Source organism: Psychrobacter sp. FDAARGOS_221, assembly GCF_002313155.2.
GTDB lineage: Bacteria > Pseudomonadota > Gammaproteobacteria > Pseudomonadales > Moraxellaceae > Psychrobacter.
This window is the reverse complement of the sequence record NZ_NWFK02000001.1, coordinates 45,998-69,156: the sequence shown is the minus strand read 5'-3', so window position 1 is coordinate 69,156 and position 23,159 is coordinate 45,998. Positions and strand designations below refer to the sequence as shown.

Annotated in this window: 21 protein-coding genes; 7 read left to right on the top strand and 14 right to left on the bottom strand. The window is 42.1% G+C overall.

What is annotated here, in order from left to right; genetic code table 11:
- Positions 1-34: 34 nt before the first annotated feature.
- The gene (locus tag A6J60_RS00340; RefSeq protein ID WP_096064229.1) at positions 35-544 is read left to right on the top strand and encodes a hypothetical protein; all 510 of its coding nucleotides are present in this window, start codon (positions 35-37) and stop codon (positions 542-544) included.
- A gap of 84 nt (positions 545-628) precedes the next feature.
- Here the strand turns inward: A6J60_RS00340 and A6J60_RS00335 are convergent, their stop codons facing one another.
- The 3 genes from A6J60_RS00335 to sohB all read right to left on the bottom strand — a co-directional run bounded on the left by A6J60_RS00335 (position 629) and on the right by sohB (position 4,186).
- On the bottom strand, positions 629-1,666 hold the full coding sequence (locus A6J60_RS00335) for an alpha/beta fold hydrolase (protein WP_227526003.1): 1,038 nt from the start codon (positions 1,664-1,666) through the stop codon (positions 629-631).
- Positions 1,667-1,771: 105 nt separating this feature from the next.
- Positions 1,772-2,929, bottom strand: a complete 1,158-nt coding sequence (locus tag A6J60_RS13480; protein ID WP_227526002.1) for an alpha/beta fold hydrolase — start codon at positions 2,927-2,929, stop codon at positions 1,772-1,774.
- A gap of 261 nt (positions 2,930-3,190) precedes the next feature.
- Positions 3,191-4,186 (bottom strand): protease SohB, encoded by a 996-nt coding sequence (sohB, locus tag A6J60_RS00325; protein ID WP_096064228.1) that lies wholly within the window; start codon positions 4,184-4,186, stop codon positions 3,191-3,193.
- A 238-nt stretch (positions 4,187-4,424) separates the two neighbouring features.
- Here sohB and aspS point away from each other — a divergent pair, with 238 nt between their 5' ends.
- From aspS to A6J60_RS00295, 6 genes are all read left to right on the top strand, one after another.
- Entirely contained in the window at positions 4,425-6,224 is a 1,800-nt protein-coding gene (aspS, locus tag A6J60_RS00320; protein WP_193777988.1) for an aspartate--tRNA ligase, read from the top strand.
- A 362-nt stretch (positions 6,225-6,586) separates the two neighbouring features.
- The gene (locus tag A6J60_RS00315; RefSeq protein WP_096066389.1) at positions 6,587-7,306 is read left to right on the top strand and encodes a glycosyltransferase; all 720 of its coding nucleotides are present in this window, start codon (positions 6,587-6,589) and stop codon (positions 7,304-7,306) included.
- A gap of 136 nt (positions 7,307-7,442) precedes the next feature.
- Positions 7,443-8,441: a Stealth CR1 domain-containing protein gene (locus tag A6J60_RS00310; RefSeq protein WP_096064227.1), complete on the top strand. Its 999-nt coding sequence runs from the start codon at positions 7,443-7,445 to the stop codon at positions 8,439-8,441.
- Positions 8,442-8,560: 119 nt separating this feature from the next.
- Positions 8,561-9,337, top strand: a complete 777-nt coding sequence (locus tag A6J60_RS00305) for a glycosyltransferase family 25 protein (RefSeq protein ID WP_096064226.1) — start codon at positions 8,561-8,563, stop codon at positions 9,335-9,337.
- 20 nt (positions 9,338-9,357) lie between these two features.
- The gene (locus A6J60_RS00300) at positions 9,358-10,137 is read left to right on the top strand and encodes a glycosyltransferase family 25 protein (protein WP_096064225.1); all 780 of its coding nucleotides are present in this window, start codon (positions 9,358-9,360) and stop codon (positions 10,135-10,137) included.
- A 77-nt stretch (positions 10,138-10,214) separates the two neighbouring features.
- Positions 10,215-10,556 (top strand): YrbL family protein, encoded by a 342-nt coding sequence (locus A6J60_RS00295; protein ID WP_227526001.1) that lies wholly within the window; start codon positions 10,215-10,217, stop codon positions 10,554-10,556.
- A 136-nt stretch (positions 10,557-10,692) separates the two neighbouring features.
- Here the strand turns inward: A6J60_RS00295 and A6J60_RS00290 are convergent, their stop codons facing one another.
- The 11 genes from A6J60_RS00290 to A6J60_RS00240 form a co-directional block, all read right to left on the bottom strand.
- Positions 10,693-11,316, bottom strand: a complete 624-nt coding sequence (locus A6J60_RS00290) for a hypothetical protein (protein ID WP_096064224.1) — start codon at positions 11,314-11,316, stop codon at positions 10,693-10,695.
- Positions 11,316-11,624, bottom strand: coding sequence for a hypothetical protein (locus tag A6J60_RS00285; protein WP_096064223.1), 309 nt, complete (start codon positions 11,622-11,624; stop codon positions 11,316-11,318). Before A6J60_RS00285 ends, A6J60_RS00290 begins: the two co-directional genes overlap by 1 nt.
- 9 nt (positions 11,625-11,633) lie before the next feature.
- Complete coding sequence (locus A6J60_RS00280) at positions 11,634-18,299, bottom strand: phage tail protein (RefSeq protein WP_096064222.1); 6,666 nt, start codon at positions 18,297-18,299, stop codon at positions 11,634-11,636.
- Positions 18,299-19,009, bottom strand: coding sequence for a tail assembly protein (locus A6J60_RS00275; RefSeq protein ID WP_096064221.1), 711 nt, complete (start codon positions 19,007-19,009; stop codon positions 18,299-18,301). Before A6J60_RS00275 ends, A6J60_RS00280 begins: the two co-directional genes overlap by 1 nt.
- Positions 19,009-19,719, bottom strand: a complete 711-nt coding sequence (locus A6J60_RS00270; RefSeq protein WP_096064220.1) for a C40 family peptidase — start codon at positions 19,717-19,719, stop codon at positions 19,009-19,011. The genes A6J60_RS00275 and A6J60_RS00270 overlap by 1 nt, the downstream gene beginning before the upstream one ends.
- Positions 19,716-20,417 (bottom strand): phage minor tail protein L, encoded by a 702-nt coding sequence (locus tag A6J60_RS00265; protein WP_096064219.1) that lies wholly within the window; start codon positions 20,415-20,417, stop codon positions 19,716-19,718. The genes A6J60_RS00270 and A6J60_RS00265 overlap by 4 nt, the downstream gene beginning before the upstream one ends.
- On the bottom strand, positions 20,414-20,764 hold the full coding sequence (locus tag A6J60_RS00260; RefSeq protein WP_096064218.1) for a hypothetical protein: 351 nt from the start codon (positions 20,762-20,764) through the stop codon (positions 20,414-20,416). The genes A6J60_RS00265 and A6J60_RS00260 overlap by 4 nt, the downstream gene beginning before the upstream one ends.
- Positions 20,765-20,803: 39 nt before the next feature.
- The gene (locus A6J60_RS00255) at positions 20,804-21,133 is read right to left on the bottom strand and encodes a phage tail protein (RefSeq protein WP_096064217.1); all 330 of its coding nucleotides are present in this window, start codon (positions 21,131-21,133) and stop codon (positions 20,804-20,806) included.
- A 119-nt stretch (positions 21,134-21,252) separates the two neighbouring features.
- The gene (locus tag A6J60_RS00250) at positions 21,253-22,101 is read right to left on the bottom strand and encodes a DNA adenine methylase (RefSeq protein ID WP_227526000.1); all 849 of its coding nucleotides are present in this window, start codon (positions 22,099-22,101) and stop codon (positions 21,253-21,255) included.
- Positions 22,037-22,261, bottom strand: a complete 225-nt coding sequence (locus A6J60_RS13705; protein ID WP_096064215.1) for a Com family DNA-binding transcriptional regulator — start codon at positions 22,259-22,261, stop codon at positions 22,037-22,039. Before A6J60_RS13705 ends, A6J60_RS00250 begins: the two co-directional genes overlap by 65 nt.
- 261 nt (positions 22,262-22,522) lie before the next feature.
- Positions 22,523-23,110: a hypothetical protein gene (locus A6J60_RS00240; RefSeq protein ID WP_096064214.1), complete on the bottom strand. Its 588-nt coding sequence runs from the start codon at positions 23,108-23,110 to the stop codon at positions 22,523-22,525.
- Positions 23,111-23,159 lie beyond the last annotated feature (49 nt).

Below are 23,159 nucleotides of genomic sequence, written 5' to 3'. Positions count from 1 at the left end.
ATCCACTCCTTTTACGCACTATAAATGACGCTTTATGAAATCAGCCAAACCATTTAATTATCTTGTTTTAGCGACTGTGATACTAGCAGCCATCGCCGCTGTTTATTTTTTAGAAAGTTATTTTCAGCTTAGAAGTGAATTGACGAGCGAGCCGCCGCCTCTTCATCAACAGGTCACTGCCATTGACATAGCCTATCCTTTTACCAGCAAAACAATCTCCTACAATATTCAACAACACCCTGAGGCGGTTGAAGCAATAGTAAAAGACCTCAACAGTCTGCATAACAATCGCTGGCGGCAATCATTAGGCGGAAAGGAAGGCTCCAACAGTATTACCATCACAGTCACCGATAACCAGCAGCAAAAAATCAGCTATTCTTTCAGTGGTACATCGATACTAAAGCGGGCACCTGACTATCGACAGTTAAATGTCAAAGGTGACTACACCTCAATTGACCTAGATAAACTGCCCGCTTTAAAGGCCATATGGTCTTACAATGCGAGTTTAAAACATGACCAATTGCCGGTGCTAAGCACAGACTAGTCACAAGACACAGACTAATCACAAAATAGAAAAATAAACTACTGACTAGCAGATAAACAGCTAATCGTTTTGCTGAACTAAAGTCTAATCATTTAACGCTGATGACTGCAAAAACTGCTTCACCACTGCAACTGTCGCCTCTGGGTCTTCCTCTTGAGGAACGTGGCCTAGGTTATCAAAAATTGCCAATTGGCTGTTGGGTATCGCCTGCTCAAATCGATAAGCGCTATCGATTGGAATGAGTTTGTCCTGCCTGCCCCAAATAATGAGCGTCGGCTGTGTGATATCAGATAACTGCCCCACTTGCCGAGTCGATAACCCCTCACGCATTCGCTGAATCAATGCTTTGCGGTTACCTGTGCGTAATGCCAATTCATAATAACGATTGACCAGCGCTTCAGTAACCTTGGAGGTATCCGCATAAACACTTTGTACGCTGTCGCGAATAAGACGCTTAGGCAGCACCTTGGTAATGAGCGAATCGAGCATACGATATTGCGCCAGTTTAAAACCAATCGGCACGCTTTTAGATTTAAATTTAAGCCCTGAGGCGTCGACTAATATCAGCTTATTCACCCGATTTGGGTATTTTAATGCCATCAGCCATGCCACACCTCCGCCCAATGAGTTACCTGCAATCGATACTTTACCGATACCAAGCGCATCCATAACTTTAATCACGGTATCGACATAATTGTCTAATGTGTAGCGCTTATTCTCATCGGTGTATGGCCCAGTTAATCCAAATCCCGGCATATCCAAACGTAGCACGCAATACTCCGACTCAAGCGCTTTGGTCCAGCCATCCCAAGTGTGCAAGCTTGCTGAGGTGCCGTGTAATAAAACGATGGTTTCAGTCGACTTGTAAGCATCATCTGTATTGGTGATGCATTTTCCAGACATCACCACATGTATGTTGGCATCTTTAATAGGTACAAACATACTGTTGGGGAGTTGCCAATGATGCAATTGCTCAAGCGACATATCAGGTCGCCATACTGCTTTGGCAACAAGCGCGCCTGCAGTTAGTGTCAAGCCAGCTAATTTGATAGGTGTCGACAGTTTTTTGGTCTTTTGTTTGCTCTTCAATGATGAGTTTTGAATTTTATTATTGTTAGTCATTTTATGTCACTTCCCTGTATTTATAAACTGAGATGCTGTATCGAAATAGCGAGCTTAATTTTATAACATATTGTGCTGACATCTGTGATTAACGTCACAAACACCTCATTGCATAAATTGCTTTACCACAGCAGCAGTAGCTTTAGGATCTTCTTCATGGGGTACATGGCCTAAATTATTAAATATAACCAGTTTGCTATTAGGAATAGCCTGCTTAAATTTGTAAGCACTGTCAACAGGAATCAAGTCATCCTGCTTACCCCACATAATTAAAGTCGGCTGCTGAATACGGCCAAGTTCACTGACCTCATCCATCACAATACCCTCACGCATACGCTGGGTTAATGCCTGACGATTGCCTTCACGGCGGGTTAATTCAAAATAGCGCGTCACCAGATCATCACTAATCTTACTGTCATCAACATAGACACTTTCGATACTTTTGCGTACTAAACTTTTGGGCAGAACTTTGGCAACGATAGGATCAAGAACCGGATATTGTGCTAGCTTAAAACCGACAGGAATGTGCTTAGGTTCAAATTTAAAGCCCATCGAGTCAACCAATATCAAGCGATTAATACGCTGAGGATGCTGAAGCGTAGTTAACCAGGCCACACCACCGCCCAATGAGTTACCGGCGATGGTTGCTTTATCGATGTTAATCTTGTCCATCACTTGCACAACCGTGGTGACATAATTGTCCATGCTATAGCGCTTGCTAGGCTCAGTATATGGTCCGGTCAATCCAAAGGCTGGCAAGTCCAAGCGCACCACACAGTAGTCATTCTCAAGCTCGCGGGTCCAGCCATTCCAGGTATGTAAGCTTGCGGAAGTACCGTGAATTAAAACTAAAGTCTCTACCCCATCACCAGTCGTCGCTGCTTGTGCTGGGCTTGATTGTGATGGATCAGCTTGAGCGTGATGAGTTTGTGTTTGATGAGGTTGTGAGTTAATCGTACTGGGGTGACGCAGCAATGTGCTGCTACTATTACCGTTAGCAGCACTGGCAGCTAAAGCCTTGTTTGAGTCTGTCACTGCTGTGCTGTGACACAAAGCCGACTCAGCCACATGCACCTTAGCATCAGATACTTCAACATAACGACTGGTTGGCAATTCCCATTGCTTAAGCTGAGTCGCTGCCAAATCAGGCTTCCAGACACAGCCAGAACCTAGGGCAACAGAGGCAGTCAATGCTGCTGTGATACCCGCCTTTAAAATTGAAGGGGACTTTAAAAACAATTTATGACTCAATGCATTACTCATAGTATACCCATCCGTGGTTATTGATTACTGACCCTTATCATTCAGGTTGTTACTCAATAAATCCACACAAAAAAGCGACCTTAAGGTCGCTTTTTATTATCATTGAGCATATTTAACCATGATTGCTATTTACTGAGCTGCTGTTTTGTAGCGTGTTATGCCAACTTTTTGGCGTCTGTTTTTAGCCTAGCAGGTCATTCAACCAGTTACTCAACTTGCAACTCAGCAATAAAGAGCTCAGCAATAAAAATAATCACAGTATTAAAACTTTAAGCGTTTGTCTTGCTCAATTTTGCTCATGACTTCAGGCAGTTTATCACCCAGCACACCAATCGCTGATCGAGTGGCAGTGTTAACCAAACCAGATACCGCAGAATGAGCTGCATTAGCAAAGCCTAGCTTTTCGGCAAGCGTTGGCTTTTGACGCGACATAATGGCATACACTTGATGACTGTCCATTTGCTCTAATAAATAAGCATCAGAGGTTTTCAACTCATCAACCAAGCTTAAATGTAGCGCATCTTCACCATACCAATGATCACCATTGGCTACCTTAGCTAGGTCTAGCTGTGGGCGATAAGTGGTGACAAAGTGTTTGAACAAATTATGGGTTTGCTCAAGCTCTTCGCGATATTTGGCGCGGTCTTCATCATCATTTTCACCAAACACAGTCACCGTGCGTTTGTACTCACCAGCAGTAAACATCTCATAATCAATGTCGTGCTTTTTGAGCCACTTATTAAAGTTAGGTATTTGCGACACCACACCAATCGAGCCAATCACGGCAAATGGCGCAGCTAAAATTTTATCAGCAACACAGGCCATCATATAACCGCCGCTGGCAGCAATTTTATCGACGGCAATGGTCAAAGTTAGCCCTGCGTCTTTTAAACGGACTAATTGCGCCGCTGCTAAACCATAACTATGTACCATGCCGCCGCCTGATTCTAAGCGCACAACAACTTCATCACCTTTTTTGGCTGTGCTGATGATGGTGCTAATCTCCTCACGTAGGTGCTTGACGGCACTGGCTTTGATATCACCATCAAAATCAAGCACAAAAATACGTTTTTGTTGTTTTGATTTGCCTTTTTCCTTGAGCTTATGCTTGGCTTTTTTGGCCAATTTCTTTTGGAACTGTTTGACCGCATTTTTGTCTTCCATCACATGGATTAAACTTTTACGGCGATCATTTTGAACTTTGTTTAAATGAATAACTTTAAGCTCAACGGGATTTTTTGCAGGGTGAAACAACATAAATAGTCCTTAATCGGTCAATAATATGGCATGCGTTGATGTTTAAAGCACGCCTTTATAAATAATCTGTCTGGTGATAGTAATATGCGTTTGCTTTTGCATAATTTCAAGGGGGTTTTGGTTGTAACAATTGCCAAGATTAGGCATAATGTACGTTTGATAAAAATTCTTATTGAGAGAACCTTCTTAATTTTATAGTTTATTAATTTTATAATTTATTATAGGTAGTGGACAATTTATGATGCGTACCGAGTATTGTGGGGCAGTAACCGAAGCGTTACTAGAGCAAACCATCACTGTAGCAGGATGGATTCATCGTCGCCGTGACCATGGTGGCGTGATCTTTTTGGATATGCGCGACCGTGAAGGTATTTTGCAGGTTGTTATCGATCCAGATACACCAGAAGCGTTTGCAACTGCTGATGCGGCACGTCCTGAATATGTATTAAAAATTACAGGCCGTGTTCGTGAGCGTTATGAGGGCACTCAAAACCCAAATATGACCAGTGGTAAAGTTGAATTACTGGCCAAAGAAATTGAAGTGTTGGCGAAATCAGAAACACCGCCATTCCCACTGAATGATGACAATACCACAGTCAACGAAGACCTACGCTTAAAGTATCGCTATCTAGATATGCGCCGTCCGCAAATGCTTGAGCGTATGATGTTCCGTGCCAAAGCGACCTCTACTATCCGTCGTTATCTTGATGATCACGGCTTTTTAGATGTTGAAACGCCTATCTTAACGCGTGCTACTCCAGAAGGTGCTCGTGACTATCTTGTGCCATCACGTACTCGTCCAGGTAACTTCTTTGCCCTACCTCAGTCACCACAGTTATTCAAACAGCTATTGATGGTTTCTGGCTTTGACCGTTACTATCAAATCGCTAAGTGTTTCCGTGATGAAGACTTACGTGCTGACCGTCAGCCAGAATTTACTCAGGTTGATATCGAAACGTCTTTCTTAGATGAAGAAGACATCATGAACATCAACGAAGGTCTAATCCAAGACTTATTCAAAAAGATGCTTGATGTTGACCTAGGCAAGTTCCCACGCATGACTTATGCTGACGCTATGCGTGACTATGCTTCAGACAAGCCTGACTTACGTATTCCATTAAAATTAGTCGACGTGGCTGACTTGATGCAAGACGTTGAGTTCAAAGTGTTTGCAGGTCCAGCTAACGATCCTAAAGGCCGTGTTGCTGCGCTACGTATTCCAAACGGTGGTTCATTAACGCGTAAGCAAATTGATGAATATACTAAGTATGTTGGCATCTATGGTGCTCGCGGCTTGGCATACATCAAAGTAAATGACGTTAGCAACATCAATAATGGTGTTGACAAAGAGTCAGGCCTACAGTCACCTATCATCAAAAATATGAGCGATGAGGTTCTGGTGAGCTTGGTTGAGCGTACTGGCGCTGAAAATGGCGACATCATCTTCTTTGGTGCTGATAAAGCCAAGGTTGTGAACGATGCGATGGGTGCACTACGTGTCAAAATCGGTCTTGATATGAATATGGAGACCTGTGAGTGGGCACCATTATGGATTGTTGACTTCCCAATGTTTGAAGAAACAGATGATGGCCAGTGGACAGCAATGCACCACCCATTCACCATGCCAAAAGGCTCTGTTGAAGAGCTTAAAAATAGCCCAGAAACGGCATTATCTATTGCCTACGACATGGTATTAAACGGTACTGAAGTTGGCGGCGGTAGTTTACGTATCAACACGGTTGAGATGCAGCGTGCAGTATTCGATGCCCTAGGTATCTCTAAAGAAGAAGCCGATGAGAAGTTTAGCTTCTTACTAGACGCGCTTAAATATGGTGCGCCTCCTCACGGTGGTTTAGCCTTCGGTCTAGATCGTCTAATCATGTTAATGGTTGGTGCTGGCTCAATCCGTGACGTGATTGCCTTCCCGAAAACTAAGACAGCAGAAGATCCATTGACTCAAGCGCCTGCAGAAGTTGACAACCGTCAGTTACGTGAGCTAGGTATTCGTTTACGTGAAAAGCCAAAGGCTGACGAATAATAACAACTTTGCTGTATGTATTACCTAGTGTTGTATCAGTCTACAAAGAGTAGTCATTGGTAATAGCCCTAAGTTTTACAAAATTCAAAGTTTTATACCATAAGACTAAAAAGTGTCCCTGCTTATCATAAGTGGGGGCACTTTTTTTTAGTTCGCTGACTATATTTACAATTATTAAGTAACTGAAAAACAGTGCGATTAAAATACAACAGCCAAATAGCTGCATAATCTGCTAAAATCTATTTAAATAAATCACTTATTTGCACGAGTCTTCCATGAGTAATACCCAGACCAGCGTTCAGCCTGATAGTCAATCTAATCATCACTTAAATGATAGCGATGATAAGCGTTATATCATTTGCATGAAATGGGGTACCAAATATGGCCCTGAATACGTCAACCGCTTGTACAACATGGTTAAGCGTAACCTAACCTTAGACTTTGAAATGGTTTGCTTAACTGACGACTCAACTGGCATTAATAGCAATGTAACCTGCTACCCTATCCCTGAGTTAAATTTGCCTTCAGGTTTGCCTGAACGTGGCTGGAAAAAACTAACTACCTTTAAGCCTGAGCTGTATGATCTAAAAGGCACAGCTTTGTTTTTAGACATTGATATTGTGATTGTTGATAATATCGATGCTTTCTTCGAATACAAAGCCAAGCATGATGACAGCGTGGTGATTATTCGTGATTGGAAGAAGCCCTGGCGTATGATTGGTAACAGTTCTGTATATCGCTTTAAAGTAGGACAGAATACTTATCCGAATTTATTAAGCAACTTTGAAACTAACTTCTCTACCATACGTAATGAAGTGCGTCATGAACAGGCCTACTTATCTAATTACTTGCGTAAACATCATCACTTAGAATATTGGGATAAGACTTGGTGTGTCAGCTTCAAATACCAGTGCATGGCACCTAGTCCGTTAAACTTTGTGAAGGCACCGCGTTTACCAGAAGGCGCTAAAATCGTCATCTTCCATGGTGAAATTAATCCACCTGATGCAATCAAAGGTGGCGGCGGTAAATGGTATCGCCATGTGAAGCCTAGCCCTTGGCTGAAAGATTATTGGCAGTAGTCTAAAACAACCCTTATTTTAAACAATGCCGTTATGAAGTCCATTGTTTTAAAAACTGCAATTAGCTAAAAACGTTATAACAATACACCCTATAAATATCTTGTAAACAAGCACAACCCTATAAAACGGAGAAATCATGTCTCAAAGCGATCAAAAATTTGACCTAGTACTCACCTGGGTAGATGGTGATGATCCCGTTTTAAATAAAAAACGAGCGCCTTATCTGCAGCAAGATGATATTCCATCGAATGCCATTAGTCCGACCCGATTTAATAGCGTCAATGAAATATACTACAACGTGGCCTCTATTTTAAAGTACGTCCCGTTTTGTCGTCATATCTATATCGTCACTGATGGCCAAAAACCTAAGTTTATTGATGACTTTGTGACAGAAGGCATTTGTGACAAAGACAAAATTCAAATCATTGATCACAAACAAATATTTGATGGTTATGAGCAGTATCTGCCGACCTTTAACAGCTTGTCTATTGAAACCATGCTATGGAATATTCCTGGCTTAACTGACTACTTCATCAGTCTTGATGATGACTTTTTCTTTAACTCGCCCGCTCAAGTGAGTGACTTCATTGACAGCAACGGTAATATTATTATTCGTGGTCATTGGCGTAAAAAGACCATATTAAAGACTAAGTTAAAATATCGCACCTTTTTACACGACGTATTTAATAAGACCTTACAACCCAAATACACCACTGCACAAATGCTGGGTGCCGAGCAGGTCTACGCAGGTAATAAGTTTTTTGAAATTCACCACTACCCTCATATCAATGACAAGCAAACCATTAAGTCATATTTACTCGATAATCCAAAACTACTTAAAAACCAGATCAAGCACAAATTTCGTGACATCAATCAATTTGACCCAGTGTCATTAATGAACCATATTAAAATTAAGCAAAATCAAGCCACTTTGCTGCCTAATCTTAATTTGAACTATCTAAAAAATGACAGTAGTGTTCCCCAGTTTTTGCAAGATTTGTCTGACCCATCCATTAAATATGGTTGTATTCAGAGTATGGATCAACTTGATCCAAGCTTGTTTGATCAAGTCAGCGAGGCCATGAATAAAAAGCTTGAGTCGCACCTTCCATCGGCATTGCTTGCAAACTCGTAACACCATCCTCATATTAAGGATATGTCTTTATATTTACCGCCCTATATTCAAGCTAAGAGCTGACAATATGTTGCGGTTTAATGTGTTATTTATCATCTCTAATCGGTTAAGACCATCATATGAAAACAGTCACTTATTTAATTAATCTAGACAGTAGCGAAGAACGTTTAAAGCAAGCAACAGAACAGCTAAACGCTGTGAACTGGCCTTTTGAGCGTGTCTCGGCTTATGATGGACGCGGCAAACAGCTATCAGAGTTTGAGGACTATGATGATACTAAAACTAGAAAACAGCTGGGTCGACGTTTACTAAACTCTGAAATTGGCTGTTATTTAAGCCATTACCAATGTGCCGAGAAATTCTTGCAGACTGATGCTGATTATTTGGTTGTGCTTGAAGATGACTTGAAAATCACATCTGAGTTTAAGAGGATTATCGATGCGACTTTAGCCTATTTACATGAGCATCCTGAACTAGACTGGTATTTGGTGAATCTGGCTTCAAAGAAGAAAAAGCTAGCGCATGACATCACGACACTAGAGGGTCATAGCTTATGGCATGCCTTTTATTTTCCAATTCGCGGTCTTGGACTGATTTGGTCACGTCAAGGTGCTGCTGAATTCGTTGCCAAAGGCAAACCTATCTCCATGCCAGTTGATATCTTTTTCCAAAATTGGCTAAGTGCAAATGGTAAAGGTTTGGGTATTTGGCCAGCTCCGGTCAGACCTTTAGGCATTGATAGCGATATCTTAGGCTCAGTGACTGAACAAAATATTGAGCGTAAAGATAGAGAAAAAAGAGACGCCAGCTATAACCTTAAGAAGCAAATGCGCATGTTAAAAAATAAATCTGCAGCTATGAAACATTTAGCGACCGCTAAAGCGAAATCGAAATAACTGCCATAGGTCACTTTGTTATGAAAAATTATGTCATTAGTCTAAAGTCGGCAACAGAGCGCCGTCAACATATCAAAAAAGAATTTGGCAAGCAGCAAGTCGATTTTGAGTTTTTTGATGCACTAACGCCTGAGACGGCTAAGCAGTATATTACTGACAAAGCCCTACCCTTTGAGCTTGAGCCTGATCATTTAACACCGGTTGAATTGGCTTGCATGATGAGTCATGTGGCGGTATGGAAAAAAGCACTTGATGAAGGCGTATCTCACTTCACAGTTTTTGAGGACGATGTATATTTAGGGCAAGATGCTGCTTTTTTTCTAAACAACTCTGACTGGATTAAGCCGAGTTGGGATATCATTAAGATTGAAACAGTAGATAACAAAGTACTGTTAAACACCAAAAAACAAACATCTATCGAAAAACAGCGTCAATTAATCCCTTTAAAAGGCAAGCACTTAGGTGCTGGTGCTTATACTCTTTCAAGACAGGGCGCTCAAAAGGTGCTGAATTATACGCTACAGCACATCATGCTTCCGATTGATGAAACTGTGTTTAGAGATTTAATTAACGAAAACGTCATGCCGGTATATCAAATGGTACCAGCACTTTGTATCCAAGATATTATTCTAAATAAATCTGCAGAAGCATTGGTGTTACCCAGTACTTTAGAAGAGGACCGTCGTAAACGTATGCGCTCAGAAAAGAAAAAAGGGTTGGCTAAAATACGCCGTGAAGCCAATAGATTGGTAGATCAAACCAAAGACGCCCTATTTGCCAAATCAATACCTTTTCGATAGACGCTGTTTTTATAGACCATTGTTTAAAGTCAGATTTATTTTATTTGAACCAACATAGCATATAAAGCGAGATCAACATGATTGCAGTAGAAGAACTTGAATTACTTGGTAAAGGCACACAAAAGCTGGTCTATGCCCATCCAGAGGATGATAATAAAGTAATCAAGCTAATGCGACCAGAGAATGCGACTGTTGATGGTGGCCGCGCGACACAGCACCACTTACGCTCTCATCGTCATCAAGGTATTTATCGCCAGTTCCGTCGTGAGCTATTGCAATACTTACAGCTGTGTAAAAACAACTACAGTGACAAACAATTTATTTTCCCGATTGAGACCGTATACGGTTTCATCCCATGTAGCCGGTCGCTAAAAATGAGAATCGCAACCAGTCAAAATGAGAACAAAAAACCCAGTTAAAACGCCTTTTAAACGTTCCCATTTTAACTGGTTTTTATTGCTTTGTATTGTATATACTAACCTTGTTAAAGCATCTTTGAGGCTATTATAAATAGCATTTAAAGATGCTTTAATCGTCAGTCCAAGCTGTACTTATTTAAAAGTGGCTTGTGTCGATAACCAAAAAGTCGATTGCGGAGCTGGATTCAAAGTTTTCGAATGGGGGTGCGGTGGTTACTGCTTTTGTATACCAGCACAACTCTCCTTGTTCTATAGTCCATACCGTAGTAATAAAGTACGCGAGATTAGCAACACCTCCAAGTTGGATGATGAATGGTATTTTATTAGGGACAATTGCTAAGTTAGTAGTACCGTAATTACGTCTGCCGTGTCTTTGAGCATCAATCCCAGCATCAGCTTTGATATGATCAATAACATTCAGACTTGGGTAGCGACTACTAAATGTAATTACACCATCGCTGTCATATACTTCTAGCCCATACTCATTTTGTCGTGCCTGAGGCAACATATAATCAAATATATGCACTTTAGCACCTGTACTACCAGCTATCTGAATCAATCCGTCTGGTTTATTGGGATTGAAGAACAGGTGAGTAACACCGCTATCGTCATCTGCAACGGGTTGCAGTGCGTATATTTTACTTGGATCGATATAAGTAGCACTTGCTTGCTGTTGTATAATAGTTGATGTCAGTGACAGATCATAAGCTTGGTTTGCAGTCACTTGTAGTGATCCATCAGAGTTATACACCTCGAACATTAGTACACTCCAATAATTACTTTAGTTTTTGAAAAGTCTCTATATCGATAGTTAAGAGCTGTAAACGTAACCGTGCACTTAGTACTTTCGAACTGCACATTAACACTGACACCCACACTGCTTAGTACCATTAATGGCTTTATCATATAAAACGGCGTTTGCTCAGCGAGCAAGGGGTGTGTAAAACTAACAGTCCTTGTTATCTCTGACTGATTTATGCCTTGCACCTCTTTTAAAATTTTGAAAGTGGTAAATGACGTATCTAATACTTTTTTACCTTTCTCATCCCATACTTGTAACCCTTGCATCATTGCTCCTTAATTTAACTTGCCCAATCTGACACGTAACCGCCCAGCGCTGTCATAGACTTCGATTTTTTCATGCGTGATTTTCAGTCCAGTCTTAGCTGTGCTACTTTGGATAGTCGTGTTGCCGTACTTATCAACAATAAAACGGTTGTTGATATTTAACTCACCGCCTTGTATTTTTGGTGCTGATAGTGTTTGATTGGCTTTGATGTGCTTACCCAAGATTGTGCCGTCTGCGATCAAATCGCCATTAAAGACCGCTTGGTTATTAAGCACAGTAAACATTGGCTTGACGACGCCATCACCCGCATCTCTGACAACGCCAAACTTATCAGCCATAACAATGACTTCGCTTTCTGCTGTTTGCTCATTTGCCATTGCCCCAACAGCAATGCCTGCGAGAGCTCGTTTACCGCCAGCAATGGCTTGTGTTTTGATGGTGTGAGTAGATTGGGCTTTGTCTTTGGTTACTGACGTTTGCTGTAAAGACGTGATCTTGCCTTCAGCGTTATCAATACGAGACAGCGCCTGACTATTAACAACAGTTTGAGCTTGGTCTTTAGATGCTTGAGTCTGCTTAAACTCATCAAGACTTGCTTTTGTACTGTTAATTTCTTCAGCAATGTCTTCTGGCGCTGGCGTCCAGTCTGTTGCTTTGTTGCCTTTTTCTAGCTTAATAGCACCGACACTGGCGTTGCTAACAAAAGCGGTACCAAAATTATGGTTATATACTTGCAGGTTTACAGCTGCACGAGACTCCAATGTGAATGTATGAGATAGCTTGACAGTATCCCCATCTACATAATCACTAGGCGCTCTAAAATAACCTATAGTATTTTTCCCATAAATTCTATACACCCTAAACTGACCCTCTGAGCCATTGTTAGCAAAACTAGCCAACAATGAGAACGTATAAGTACCTGGCTCAAGCCAAAATGCTTTTAGCAAGTCCTCTGACGTTTTATTAGAAAATGTGAGTGTTTGAAACTCACCATCTATATTTGGTGTATATTTATATCTTTCAGAAATCAGTAAGTTACGCCCACCAATCTCAATAGCGTCTGCATGAGCTTTAGCTGCTGACTCAGCTGCATCTGCCTTGGCTTTAGCGTCCGCCTTAGCAACAGCTAGTTTAGCATTGGCATCGTCAATAGCCCTTTGCTCTTCAGCACTTACGAGACCGTCAGCGTATGCTTTATCACTAACGCTCTTAGCATTAATTTGAGCGTTAGCGTATTCTTGAGCAGCAGACTTGGCCTCATCTGCCTTAGCTTTGGCATCTGCTTTGGCAGCATTGATTGCTTGCTGTTTAGCTGTATTCGCTGCACTTTGCCATTCACTCTGCAGCCCAGTACGTGCAAGGCTCACTACCTCAGACTTAGAGGCTTTGGTGCTTTGCAGATTGCTGATACTACTTTCGGCACTATTGATACGAGACAGTGCTTGGCTATTAACCACAGTCTGAGCTTGGTCTTTAGTCGCTTGAGTCTGCTTAAACTCATCAAGACTTGCTTTTGTACTGTTAATTTCTTCAGCAATGTCTTCTGGCGCTGGCGTCCAGTCTGTTGCTTTGTTGCCTTTTTCTAGCTTAATAGCACCGACACTGGCGTTGCTAACAAAAGCGGTACCAAAATTATGGTTATATACTTGCAGGTTTACAGCTGCACGAGACTCCAATGTGAATGTATGAGATAGCTTGACAGTATCCCCATCTACATAATCACTAGGCGCTCTAAAATAACCTATAGTATTTTTCCCATAAATTCTATACACCCTAAACTGACCCTCTGAGCCATTGTTAGCAAAACTAGCCAACAATGAGAACGTATAAGTACCTGGCTCAAGCCAAAATGCTTTTAGCAAGTCCTCTGACGTTTTATTAGAAAATGTGAGTGTTTGAAACTCACCATCTATATTTGGTGTATATTTATATCTTTCAGAAATCAGTAAGTTACGCCCACCAATCTCAATAGCGTCTGCATGAGCTTTAGCTGCTGACTCAGCTGCATCTGCCTTGGCTTTAGCGTCCGCCTTAGCAACAGCTAGTTTAGCATTGGCATCGTCAATAGCCCTTTGCTCTTCAGCACTTACGAGACCGTCAGCGTATGCTTTATCACTAACGCTCTTAGCATTAATTTGAGCGTTAGCGTATTCTTGAGCAGCAGACTTGGCCTCATCTGCCTTAGCTTTGGCATCTGCTTTGGCAGCATTGATTGCTTGCTGTTTAGCTGTATTCGCTGCACTTTGCCATTCACTCTGCAGCCCAGTACGTGCAAGGCTCACTACCTCAGACTTAGAGGCTTTGGTGCTTTGCAGATTGCTGATACTACTTTCGGCACTATTGATACGAGACAGTGCTTGGCTATTAACCACAGTCTGAGCTTGGTCTTTAGTCGCTTGAGTCTGCTTAAACTCATCAAGACTTGCTTTTGTACTGTTAATTTCTTCAGCAATGTCTTCTGGCGCTGGCGTCCAGTCTGTTGCTTTGTTGCCTTTTTCTAGCTTAATAGCACCGACACTGGCGTTGCTAACAAAAGCGGTACCAAAATTATGGTTATATACTTGCAGGTTTACAGCTGCACGAGACTCCAATGTGAATGTATGAGATAGCTTGACAGTATCCCCATCTACATAATCACTAGGCGCTCTAAAATAACCTATAGTATTTTTCCCATAAATTCTATACACCCTAAACTGACCCTCTGAGCCATTGTTAGCAAAACTAGCCAACAATGAGAACGTATAAGTACCTGGCTCAAGCCAAAATGCTTTTAGCAAGTCCTCTGACGTTTTATTAGAAAATGTGAGTGTTTGAAACTCACCATCTATATTTGGTGTATATTTATATCTTTCAGAAATCAGTAAGTTACGCCCACCAATCTCAATAGCGTCTGCATGAGCTTTAGCTGCTGACTCAGCTGCATCTGCCTTGGCTTTAGCGTCCGCCTTAGCAACAGCTAGTTTAGCATTGGCATCGTCAATAGCCCTTTGCTCTTCAGCACTTACGAGACCGTCAGCGTATGCTTTATCACTAACGCTCTTAGCATTAATTTGAGCGTTAGCGTATTCTTGAGCAGCAGACTTGGCCTCATCTGCCTTAGCTTTGGCATCTGCTTTGGCAGCATTGATTGCTTGCTGTTTAGCTGTATTCGCTGCACTTTGCCATTCACTCTGCAGCCCAGTACGTGCAAGGCTCACTACCTCAGACTTAGAGGCTTTGGTGCTTTGCAGATTGCTGATACTACTTTCGGCACTATTGATACGAGACAGTGCTTGGCTATTAACCACAGTCTGAGCTTGGTCTTTAGTCGCTTGAGTCTGTTTAAACTCATCAAGACTGGCTTTTGTGTTGTTGATTTCTTCAGCGACGTCTTCGGGTGCTGGTGTCCAGTCTGTAGCCTTGTTGCCTTTTTCTAGTTTTACTTTCTGAACAAACACATCTCCTAGACTGTCTATAATTAAGTTGGTATTGCCTTTACTGCTAATGACAAACGAATATGGTAAATACTCACTATCAGATTTTAGTGTTACATAACCAGTCCTTGAACCTCCTCCATATCTACATAATATAGAGCCATTGCCCCTGCACCAAACAGTAGCTATCAATGGAGTGCTAGCAATTACTCCTGTTTGGTAAATATCAGCACCTTTAGTTAACCGCATGGTGCCATCTTTTTCTAATGAAGAACCTGTCGATTGCTTGTACCAAAAATTTAAACCTTGATTAAACTCACTATTTCTTAATAAATTCCGACCACCTATCTCAATAGCGTCAATATCATCACGCCACTCGCTTTGTAGTCCGCTGCGTGCAAGGCTTGCTACTTCGGTCTTGCTGGCCTTTGTAGATTGCAGAGTGTTGATACTGCTTTCAGCAGAGCCAACTCTGCTTACCAACGTTTGACGAGCCTCAGCCTCAGCATTGTCACCCGCAATACGTGCTGTCCGTTCTACTTCCAAACCAGATGTTAAATTGCCTTGTTTAGCCGTCAATGTTGTTAACTGCTTAGCTTGAGCATCATTGACAGTCTCAACCGCACTAATTTGCGTGCCAAGCTGTTGAGCTTTAGCAGTCAAAGCGTCTGTTTGCTTTTTGTCTTGTGCTGCCAGTGCTTTCTGCCGTGCTGTGACTTCAGCTTGTATTGCATCAGCTCGCTTGGTCGCTTCTGCTTGCAATGCTTGAGCACGTTTAGTGGCTTCAGCGGCTACTTTATTATCAGCGTTAACATTGGCACTGTTAATAGCTTGGGTTTTAGCCGTATTAATATCAGTCTGTAAGCTATTAATTAATGCTTGCGATAACTCAGTTCGGGTGATTTTGCCGTTAATGCTTGCGACAATTTGCGATGTGTCACTACTGCACTGACCACTCACAGTTACCCAGTCGCCCATATTGCCCTGGTCATCGATTAAGCGTAACCAAAAGTAATGTGTTTCCGATAACTTAACGCCATTTTGAATAAATGTATCGGTGGGGTAAGACAAAGTAGCAACTTTGGTTGCAGTCGCTCTGTTATTGCTTAAGCTACGATATATCTCAATCTTGGCTTTATTAATAACCCTCGTTGGGTTGGTCCAATCCAGCTTAATCGCAAACAGCTCAGATGTTGCTTTTAGCCCTTTGATGTCATAGTCGATAGACCATGTCTTGATAACTGGCTCAGTCAGTTGCCCGTTTGCTGATTTACCACGGATTTCGGCTTTATACTCACCATTCGGTAAGCCTTTAAGTTTAATCTCGGCACTGTCTTGGCTGTAGCTGCGGTATAGCTCTCCGTCTTTATAGATTTTGATCAGATACTCAGTGGTGTTAGTGCCTTCCCACGCAATTAGTAATTCATCGCCATCTTTAGAGACACGGCCATAGCTAACTTGAGGCGTGTGTTTGGTCGCTGTATCATCTTGTTCAAAAGTTACACCTTTATCAACGATGGCTTCTTTGTTTTCATCGTGTTGTACGGCACTGATTGTGTAAGTGTCGCCATCTTCTTTAATGCTTAAAGCCCTAAATAAACGGGGTTTAACGTCTGTTTTAGCAGCACTAAATACACCTAATTGCTCGATGCCATTTGGGGTATCTGTAAGCGTGATTTTGGTATCATTTACTGATTGCACAGACACAGTTTTGCTATGGCCGTTAGCATAGTAGCGGATACTGCTGATATCAGTCATTGCACGGTCAACAGTGATTGTATTGCCAGTGACTGACAGCACACGCCCAGCGATCATATCGCCAGCGTAGTCATTGTCAGCGATTTCAATGATGTCAAACGGCAAATGGCGGATACCTTCACGACCGATCTTAAAATTAACCATTTGTTGCTCACGAATTGAGGTTTCAATGAGCCATTTACCGACACGGGCTGCTTGCCCACGGCTAGTACAACCAAAGGCGGTGACTTGTTTAACATTGAGTCCATAACGCTTGATTGCATCATCGTTTGCGACGTATTCGGTCTTTGTTGCGTAGTTGTCGGCTTTGTCGTTGTATTTGACATGCACAGCAGTAAATATGGTCTTTTGAGCTGCACCAGAGTATGCAAATGCACCGTCCACCACGTTAGCATTAGTGTAAGTGGCAACTGGGTCTTTTTTGGCGTCTTGCAGTGCCGTCACCATTTGACCATCCCACACAGCAATGCCACGGAACACGCTTGCTAAGTCATCAAGCAGTGCTTTGGCGTCTCGCGGCTCGCTTAGATACGCATTACAGGTAAAGCGGGGTTCTTCACCGCCAAAGCCGTCTGGTACAATCTGATCACAGTATTTAGCGATTTGATACAGTGACCATTTATCACAGCCAAAGTCGCCAAGACGGTCGCCCAAGCCGTAGCGTTTATCAGTCACTAAGTCATAAAACACCCACGCTGGATTATCACTCCAAGCGGTCTTAAATTCACCCGTCCAAATACCATCATACGTGCGTTTGATTGGGTCGTAATTGTCAGGTACTTTAATCTGTGTCCATTTGTTTAAATAAGTACGTTTTGGGATTTTGCCGCCAAATTGTGCAGAATCAATCTCAAGACCGACTACTACAGAATTTGGATAGCTAAATTTAGCATCGATTGACTCAACATAGCTTACCCAATGCGTAGCGTTGCTTGTACTGTCGCTAGTGCTGTCTGGTGTGTTGCGATGTACGCTGATATTAAATGGTGTATCGGGCAAATCAGTTAAAACAACATCTTGATGATATGCAGACGTAGTTTTACCTGTTATGGTAACTGGATAGCTTTTATTACCGCATCTGACGGTTAGTGATACAGAGCTACCGACACGGTCGCCATTGTTCTTCATCTCAACTAACGACCCCAGCGCCAATGTTACCCTGACGCTATCAACAAGCGGATCTGTGATGGTACGGGTAATTGGCTTATCTGCTTTTACTTCAGCACCGACGGATACGATTTTATCCGTGCTATCAAAGCCTGCTAGATAATCCTGATTATGGGTACCAGGTAGTGCAGACACACGGATACCCGTGAAGTTATAACTACCATCTTGGTTTTGGATTGGCGTATTGTCCAGATAGATGTTTTTAAAAGTCACATCTTGACCTGCCACGCCTTCACATAACAAATCTATGATTTTCAGCTTCTGTGCTGATTCTAGTGTGTTTGGTTGCTCGATGGGCGTATGTCCGCCGCCGCCACCTTTTCCGCCGCCACCCATTAATCTACCCTCACTATATAGTTAACTGCTCTCACAGAGTCATCATCTGCATCTAAGTTATAGTTATCAAACGCTGTTGGCACATGATAATCACGAGTTTGCACTAGCTGTGCCGCATCTTTTGCAACAACATCACCGCTCACTTTATAGCTCTCAATCGATTGTGAGATGACTTTACTGCCAATCATTATTTCGCCATATGCGACTGGCACACATGAGCCTTGAGCAGTATTATTACCTAGGCTACTAAACGATGATGAGCGTGATTTATTGGTATTACTCGTATCGCCAAAGCTGGGCTGCTTTGTCAGCATCTGGGCGACACCGCCCAATACCATGCCAATACCAGCAGTTAATAGCCCTGTCGATAAGGCACCCCATGCTGCAATCGATGCACCACCTGTGAAAAAGGCCGCACCAATCATTGCCGTGCCTAAGATAATCTGACCAAACTTACCGGCCCCCGCAATTTCTGGTACAACATGGATCACATCGTTATCCGTTAAATCACGGCTAAAGTCAGTGCCTATCGTATTATCTGTCACATCTTTGCGAGCAACACGCACAAAATAACCGCCCTCGCTAATACGCCTTTGCAGCCCGTCTATTTGAGTAAATAAAGCACGCATGGCTTCACCCGCTGTTTTAACCTTTAAGTCAAAGCGGGTGCCAAAATCAGTCAAGTCGCCATATAGTCTTACGATTGCCATTATCTTGTTGCCTCTAAATCATTGAGTATTGCCGTCATCATGTCTGGTTGCCAGTCTTTATGACGCCATACGCTGTGCATCTGCTTGTGCCAGACGTCACAAAACCCCTCACGCCGTGATAGTCCGCCGTATGGGTGGTGTAGTACTTGCTCATTACCCAGATAGATGCTTGCGTGGTTTGCGTTGCCACGGATTGACGTTAAGATGACATCACCAGCTTGCATCTCAGCCAATTCAACTTGGTAAAATCCAGTACGTGGAAAGTTAACAATAAAAGCGTTATCCGCTATTTCTTGGGCTTCGCCTTTGCGTTTATAAGCCATTAGCTCAATACCGCACAGAATATAAGCATCTTCAACAAGCGAGTAACAATCATGTTTGCCATATTCAAAGATGCGACCACGTAACAGAGGGGAGTAACGATATTTGATTAACTCCCAGTTATCAGAGCCATTAACAGCAATCCACCAATCACAGCGCATCTTATGCTGGGCTTTACGGTCTGCATCGCTCAAATAACGCTGACCTTGCGGGTGCGAATGCACGACTACATCAGCAGGCTGCCACTCATCGTGACTAATCCTAAAGGTCTCTATGGGTTTGTCTGCGACGTTGTCACATGGGATATAAACAGCGTCAACAATAAGACCACAGCACTCATTGGGCAGGGCTTGCTTTGCATGGTCAATTATTTGCTGCTCTAACGTCATAACTTATCGACTCCAACAAAGCCACCAAACGGCAGTACCGCTTTACGGCCAAACCTTGCACGGCAACCTTGTAGACACTTACTGCATTTGTCTTTATCAGGGTCATTGGTAGGCTGATCAAACTCATCAGCGACAGGATGACCCGTATAACCACAGCCATCGCCACGATACGTCCAGCCACACGTATTGGCGACAATGATACGGCGTGGCAACATAGCGCCGTCAGTTTCGCTAGGTACTGCCAACTCAAAGGTGGCTGATTGATTATTTAACGCTGAATAACGCTCAATGACATAGCGAGACACTAATTGTTGATTAGGATCAGCGTTTGGGTTGCCGTTGGCAAAATTAGCTGCGTCTAAATGCTGGGCATAGACTTGACGTCTTGTAACCACTGCACCAACACCACCTTGGTAATCTTCAACGACAGCAGTTACCAAGCCATATAGATTAGACAGCGTGACATTAGGGCGATTGCTTGCACCCGTATTTTTAAGCTCAAATCCGTCAGCAGTGATGGGATATGGCAGATAAGTGACGCCTTGCCAGACGATCGGCTGACCAAGCTCATTGGTCTGATTGCAAAAGTGATAGACGTCGCCACCAAACTTGGTAAAGTCGATATCAAACAGCTCAAGCAGTACGTCTTGCTCAAGCTGAGTGATTGCTTTATTTTGCTCTGGTGTTAACTCTCTCATGCTTCTGTGTCTACTTGCTCAGCATCAGACTCAAAGCCAAGTTCAATGCTTAAAACATCATCTACAAAGGTCAGCACAAATGCATTGACGTTTTTATTTTGATAAGAAAAAGTCTTAATTTGTTGATCAGCCCATGCAGTAATTTCAGCTTGTAGTTTCGAGAAACGACCAGGACGCACATTATTTTCACTGGTCGTAACTAAAAAATCTTTGTATTCGTTATCAAAATCAATACTGACTTGAGCTGTATCTTCTTTATCCCAAGCTTCTTTCGCATAATGAAAGCTCATCAAGACTGATAGTTCGTCAAGAGTGACCGTTTTAGTTGTGTTTGTAGATTCGCTCATAGTTTGCTCCGTTTGGATTGGTTGGGGGTGTGATTGTTATTACGCTAGTACTTGTTGCATCGTCCAATTCAGCGTCCATTTACTGCCACCCTGTGGGCTGCGTGATATATCTTTGGCTATGTATTTACGCAAAGGCTCATCACTTGTGACACGCCATAAAAACGGCGTTACTGTGTGTGCATCAAGGAAGGCTTTGATCTCATCAATAGTGGCTTTATTGCCAACTTTGCTTGCTTGCCAATGCTCTAAACGTGGTGCAAGACCTTTGGGCTGACGCTGGGCATAGCCGTCACCAAATTGCACAATCACAACATCGTTGTCAGTGCTGCCTGCCGCTTGTATGCCAATGTCATAAGTAAATGTTTTCATATACTTAGATTAGCAGGGCGTGAGTTATGCGGTTATTAATGTGGTTTACTGATTTTTAGGCATTAAAAAAGCCCTTGATAGTTATATCAAGGGCTAGAATCAATGACCTGAGTCATTCATCAAAACTTATAAATCATATTATCAACATAGCGGGCTTTATTATTAATATTCGATGTTTGACTAATTACATCATAGTTGCCCAGCTTATCCCATGCCTTTGCATCAAACTCTTTTATATAGTCTAAATAACTTAACAATTCGCTGCGTGTGCTACTGAACATAATATATGGAGGGCTAGTTAAGTTCATAAGTTTTAAAAATTGCACCATGCCAAAGTATTCGTCAAGTGCATATGCCCCTTGTTTAGTGCTGACATAAGGTGGGTCTAATATAAACAGTGTCTTATCGCTATCTTGATGCTTTGGCATTAGTGATTCAAATGATTCGCAAGTTATCTCAATACCATCAAAATAGCCATCAGCACCTTGATATTGAGTGCGTCTAATAGTGTTATACATCGTATGTTGCCACAACTCATCCAGCGTGCTGACTTGCTTACCGCTAAACAACAACCAAGTGCTCAATGTCTGCAAATCTACAAACCCATTAAAGCTAGTAACTACAGCTTTGATCCTTGCTTTTACTTCTACAGATAGCTTTTTGCCTCGTTGTGAGTCTTTAAGCACCTCTGTTAAAAGTATAAGCAGCCTATTAGTATCTGCTATATTCCTCAATCTACTGCTGTAATCATCAAAGTCGTTATAGATAACATGAGCTTTGGGCAATAGATGCTTAGCATTATTTGCTAATAAACCACTACCGCCAAAGACATCAATAATCGTCCAGCCTTCACCGCCATCACTAATGTGTTCAGTAATGACTTGACGAAAGGCTTTTAAAAAATTACGTTTTTGACCGACAAACGGAGTTGGTGCTTTGTTGTATAGCTTGGGTATTTGATTGTCCACGAGTCTTAACCTGAATAGTATGAGACTCATGGTCTTCTTGTAAGGCGTTCCTGACGCTCAGTTTATTTAAGAGTTTACAACGAGGGCATTTGATTTCTAACTGTTGATATCTTGCTTTGGCTAAAAGCTTATTACATGATTTGCATCTAATTGATTGCATAATTACACCACCATTGATTTTAACAAAAAATATAGGTAGGCTATGCGTTCTCCGTACGGGGAGGCAAGCCTTGCCAATGGTGGTGTTTTCACCTGCGGGGCTAGTAGATACTGTCAATATCTGCTGGCCGCTTGTTCTACATTCTTATAATAGCTCTAAAACTATATTATCTTTATTAAAGTGATTTACTGATTTTTAGGCATTAAAAAACCCCTTTAACGGTTGGTTAAAAGAGCTTTAAAAGATAGTTATCACTGTTTATTAGTTACAGTTTGCCTCACCGATGGTTTCCCATTTATCTGAGCTAACAAGCTTATCAATATCAATAATTCTTACAATAACAGCCTGCTTAACATTAAAGTCTGATTTAAGCACTTCGCAAGCATACTCTGCATATCCGTCACGATTGCCGCTGTCATTATGCATACCTAACTTTAATGTGTCATAAGGGAATAATGCATCAAGAACATTCGGTTCATCATTACCCTTAAAATACTCAATTATTTCGGCTTTTTTTGCATCAGACAGTTTGCCGTCATCCGCTTTTTTTTCTTTCAGCTTTACAGTCTCAGCCTCTTTAGCTTCTTTTTCTACTTTGGCAGGTGGTGTTACTGTTTTGGTGTCTTCAACGGGTGCAACCTCTGTTGGTGTCATGTCAGGTTCTGGCTCTACTGATACTTGCTCAGGTGCCACTTCAGGCGTTTCTGTTTCTGTAGCCGTCATTTCTACTGGTGTCGCCTCTACCGTTTTATCTTCTGGGCTTTCAGTAGTATCTTCACCTGCAAAAAAGCCAATTATTAGGATAAATAGTAAAAATAAACCAAAACCAATTAGGATTTTCTTAATCATAACTCAACCTTATCTGTGCTCGTTTAAACTTTAATCATACCCTGTTATT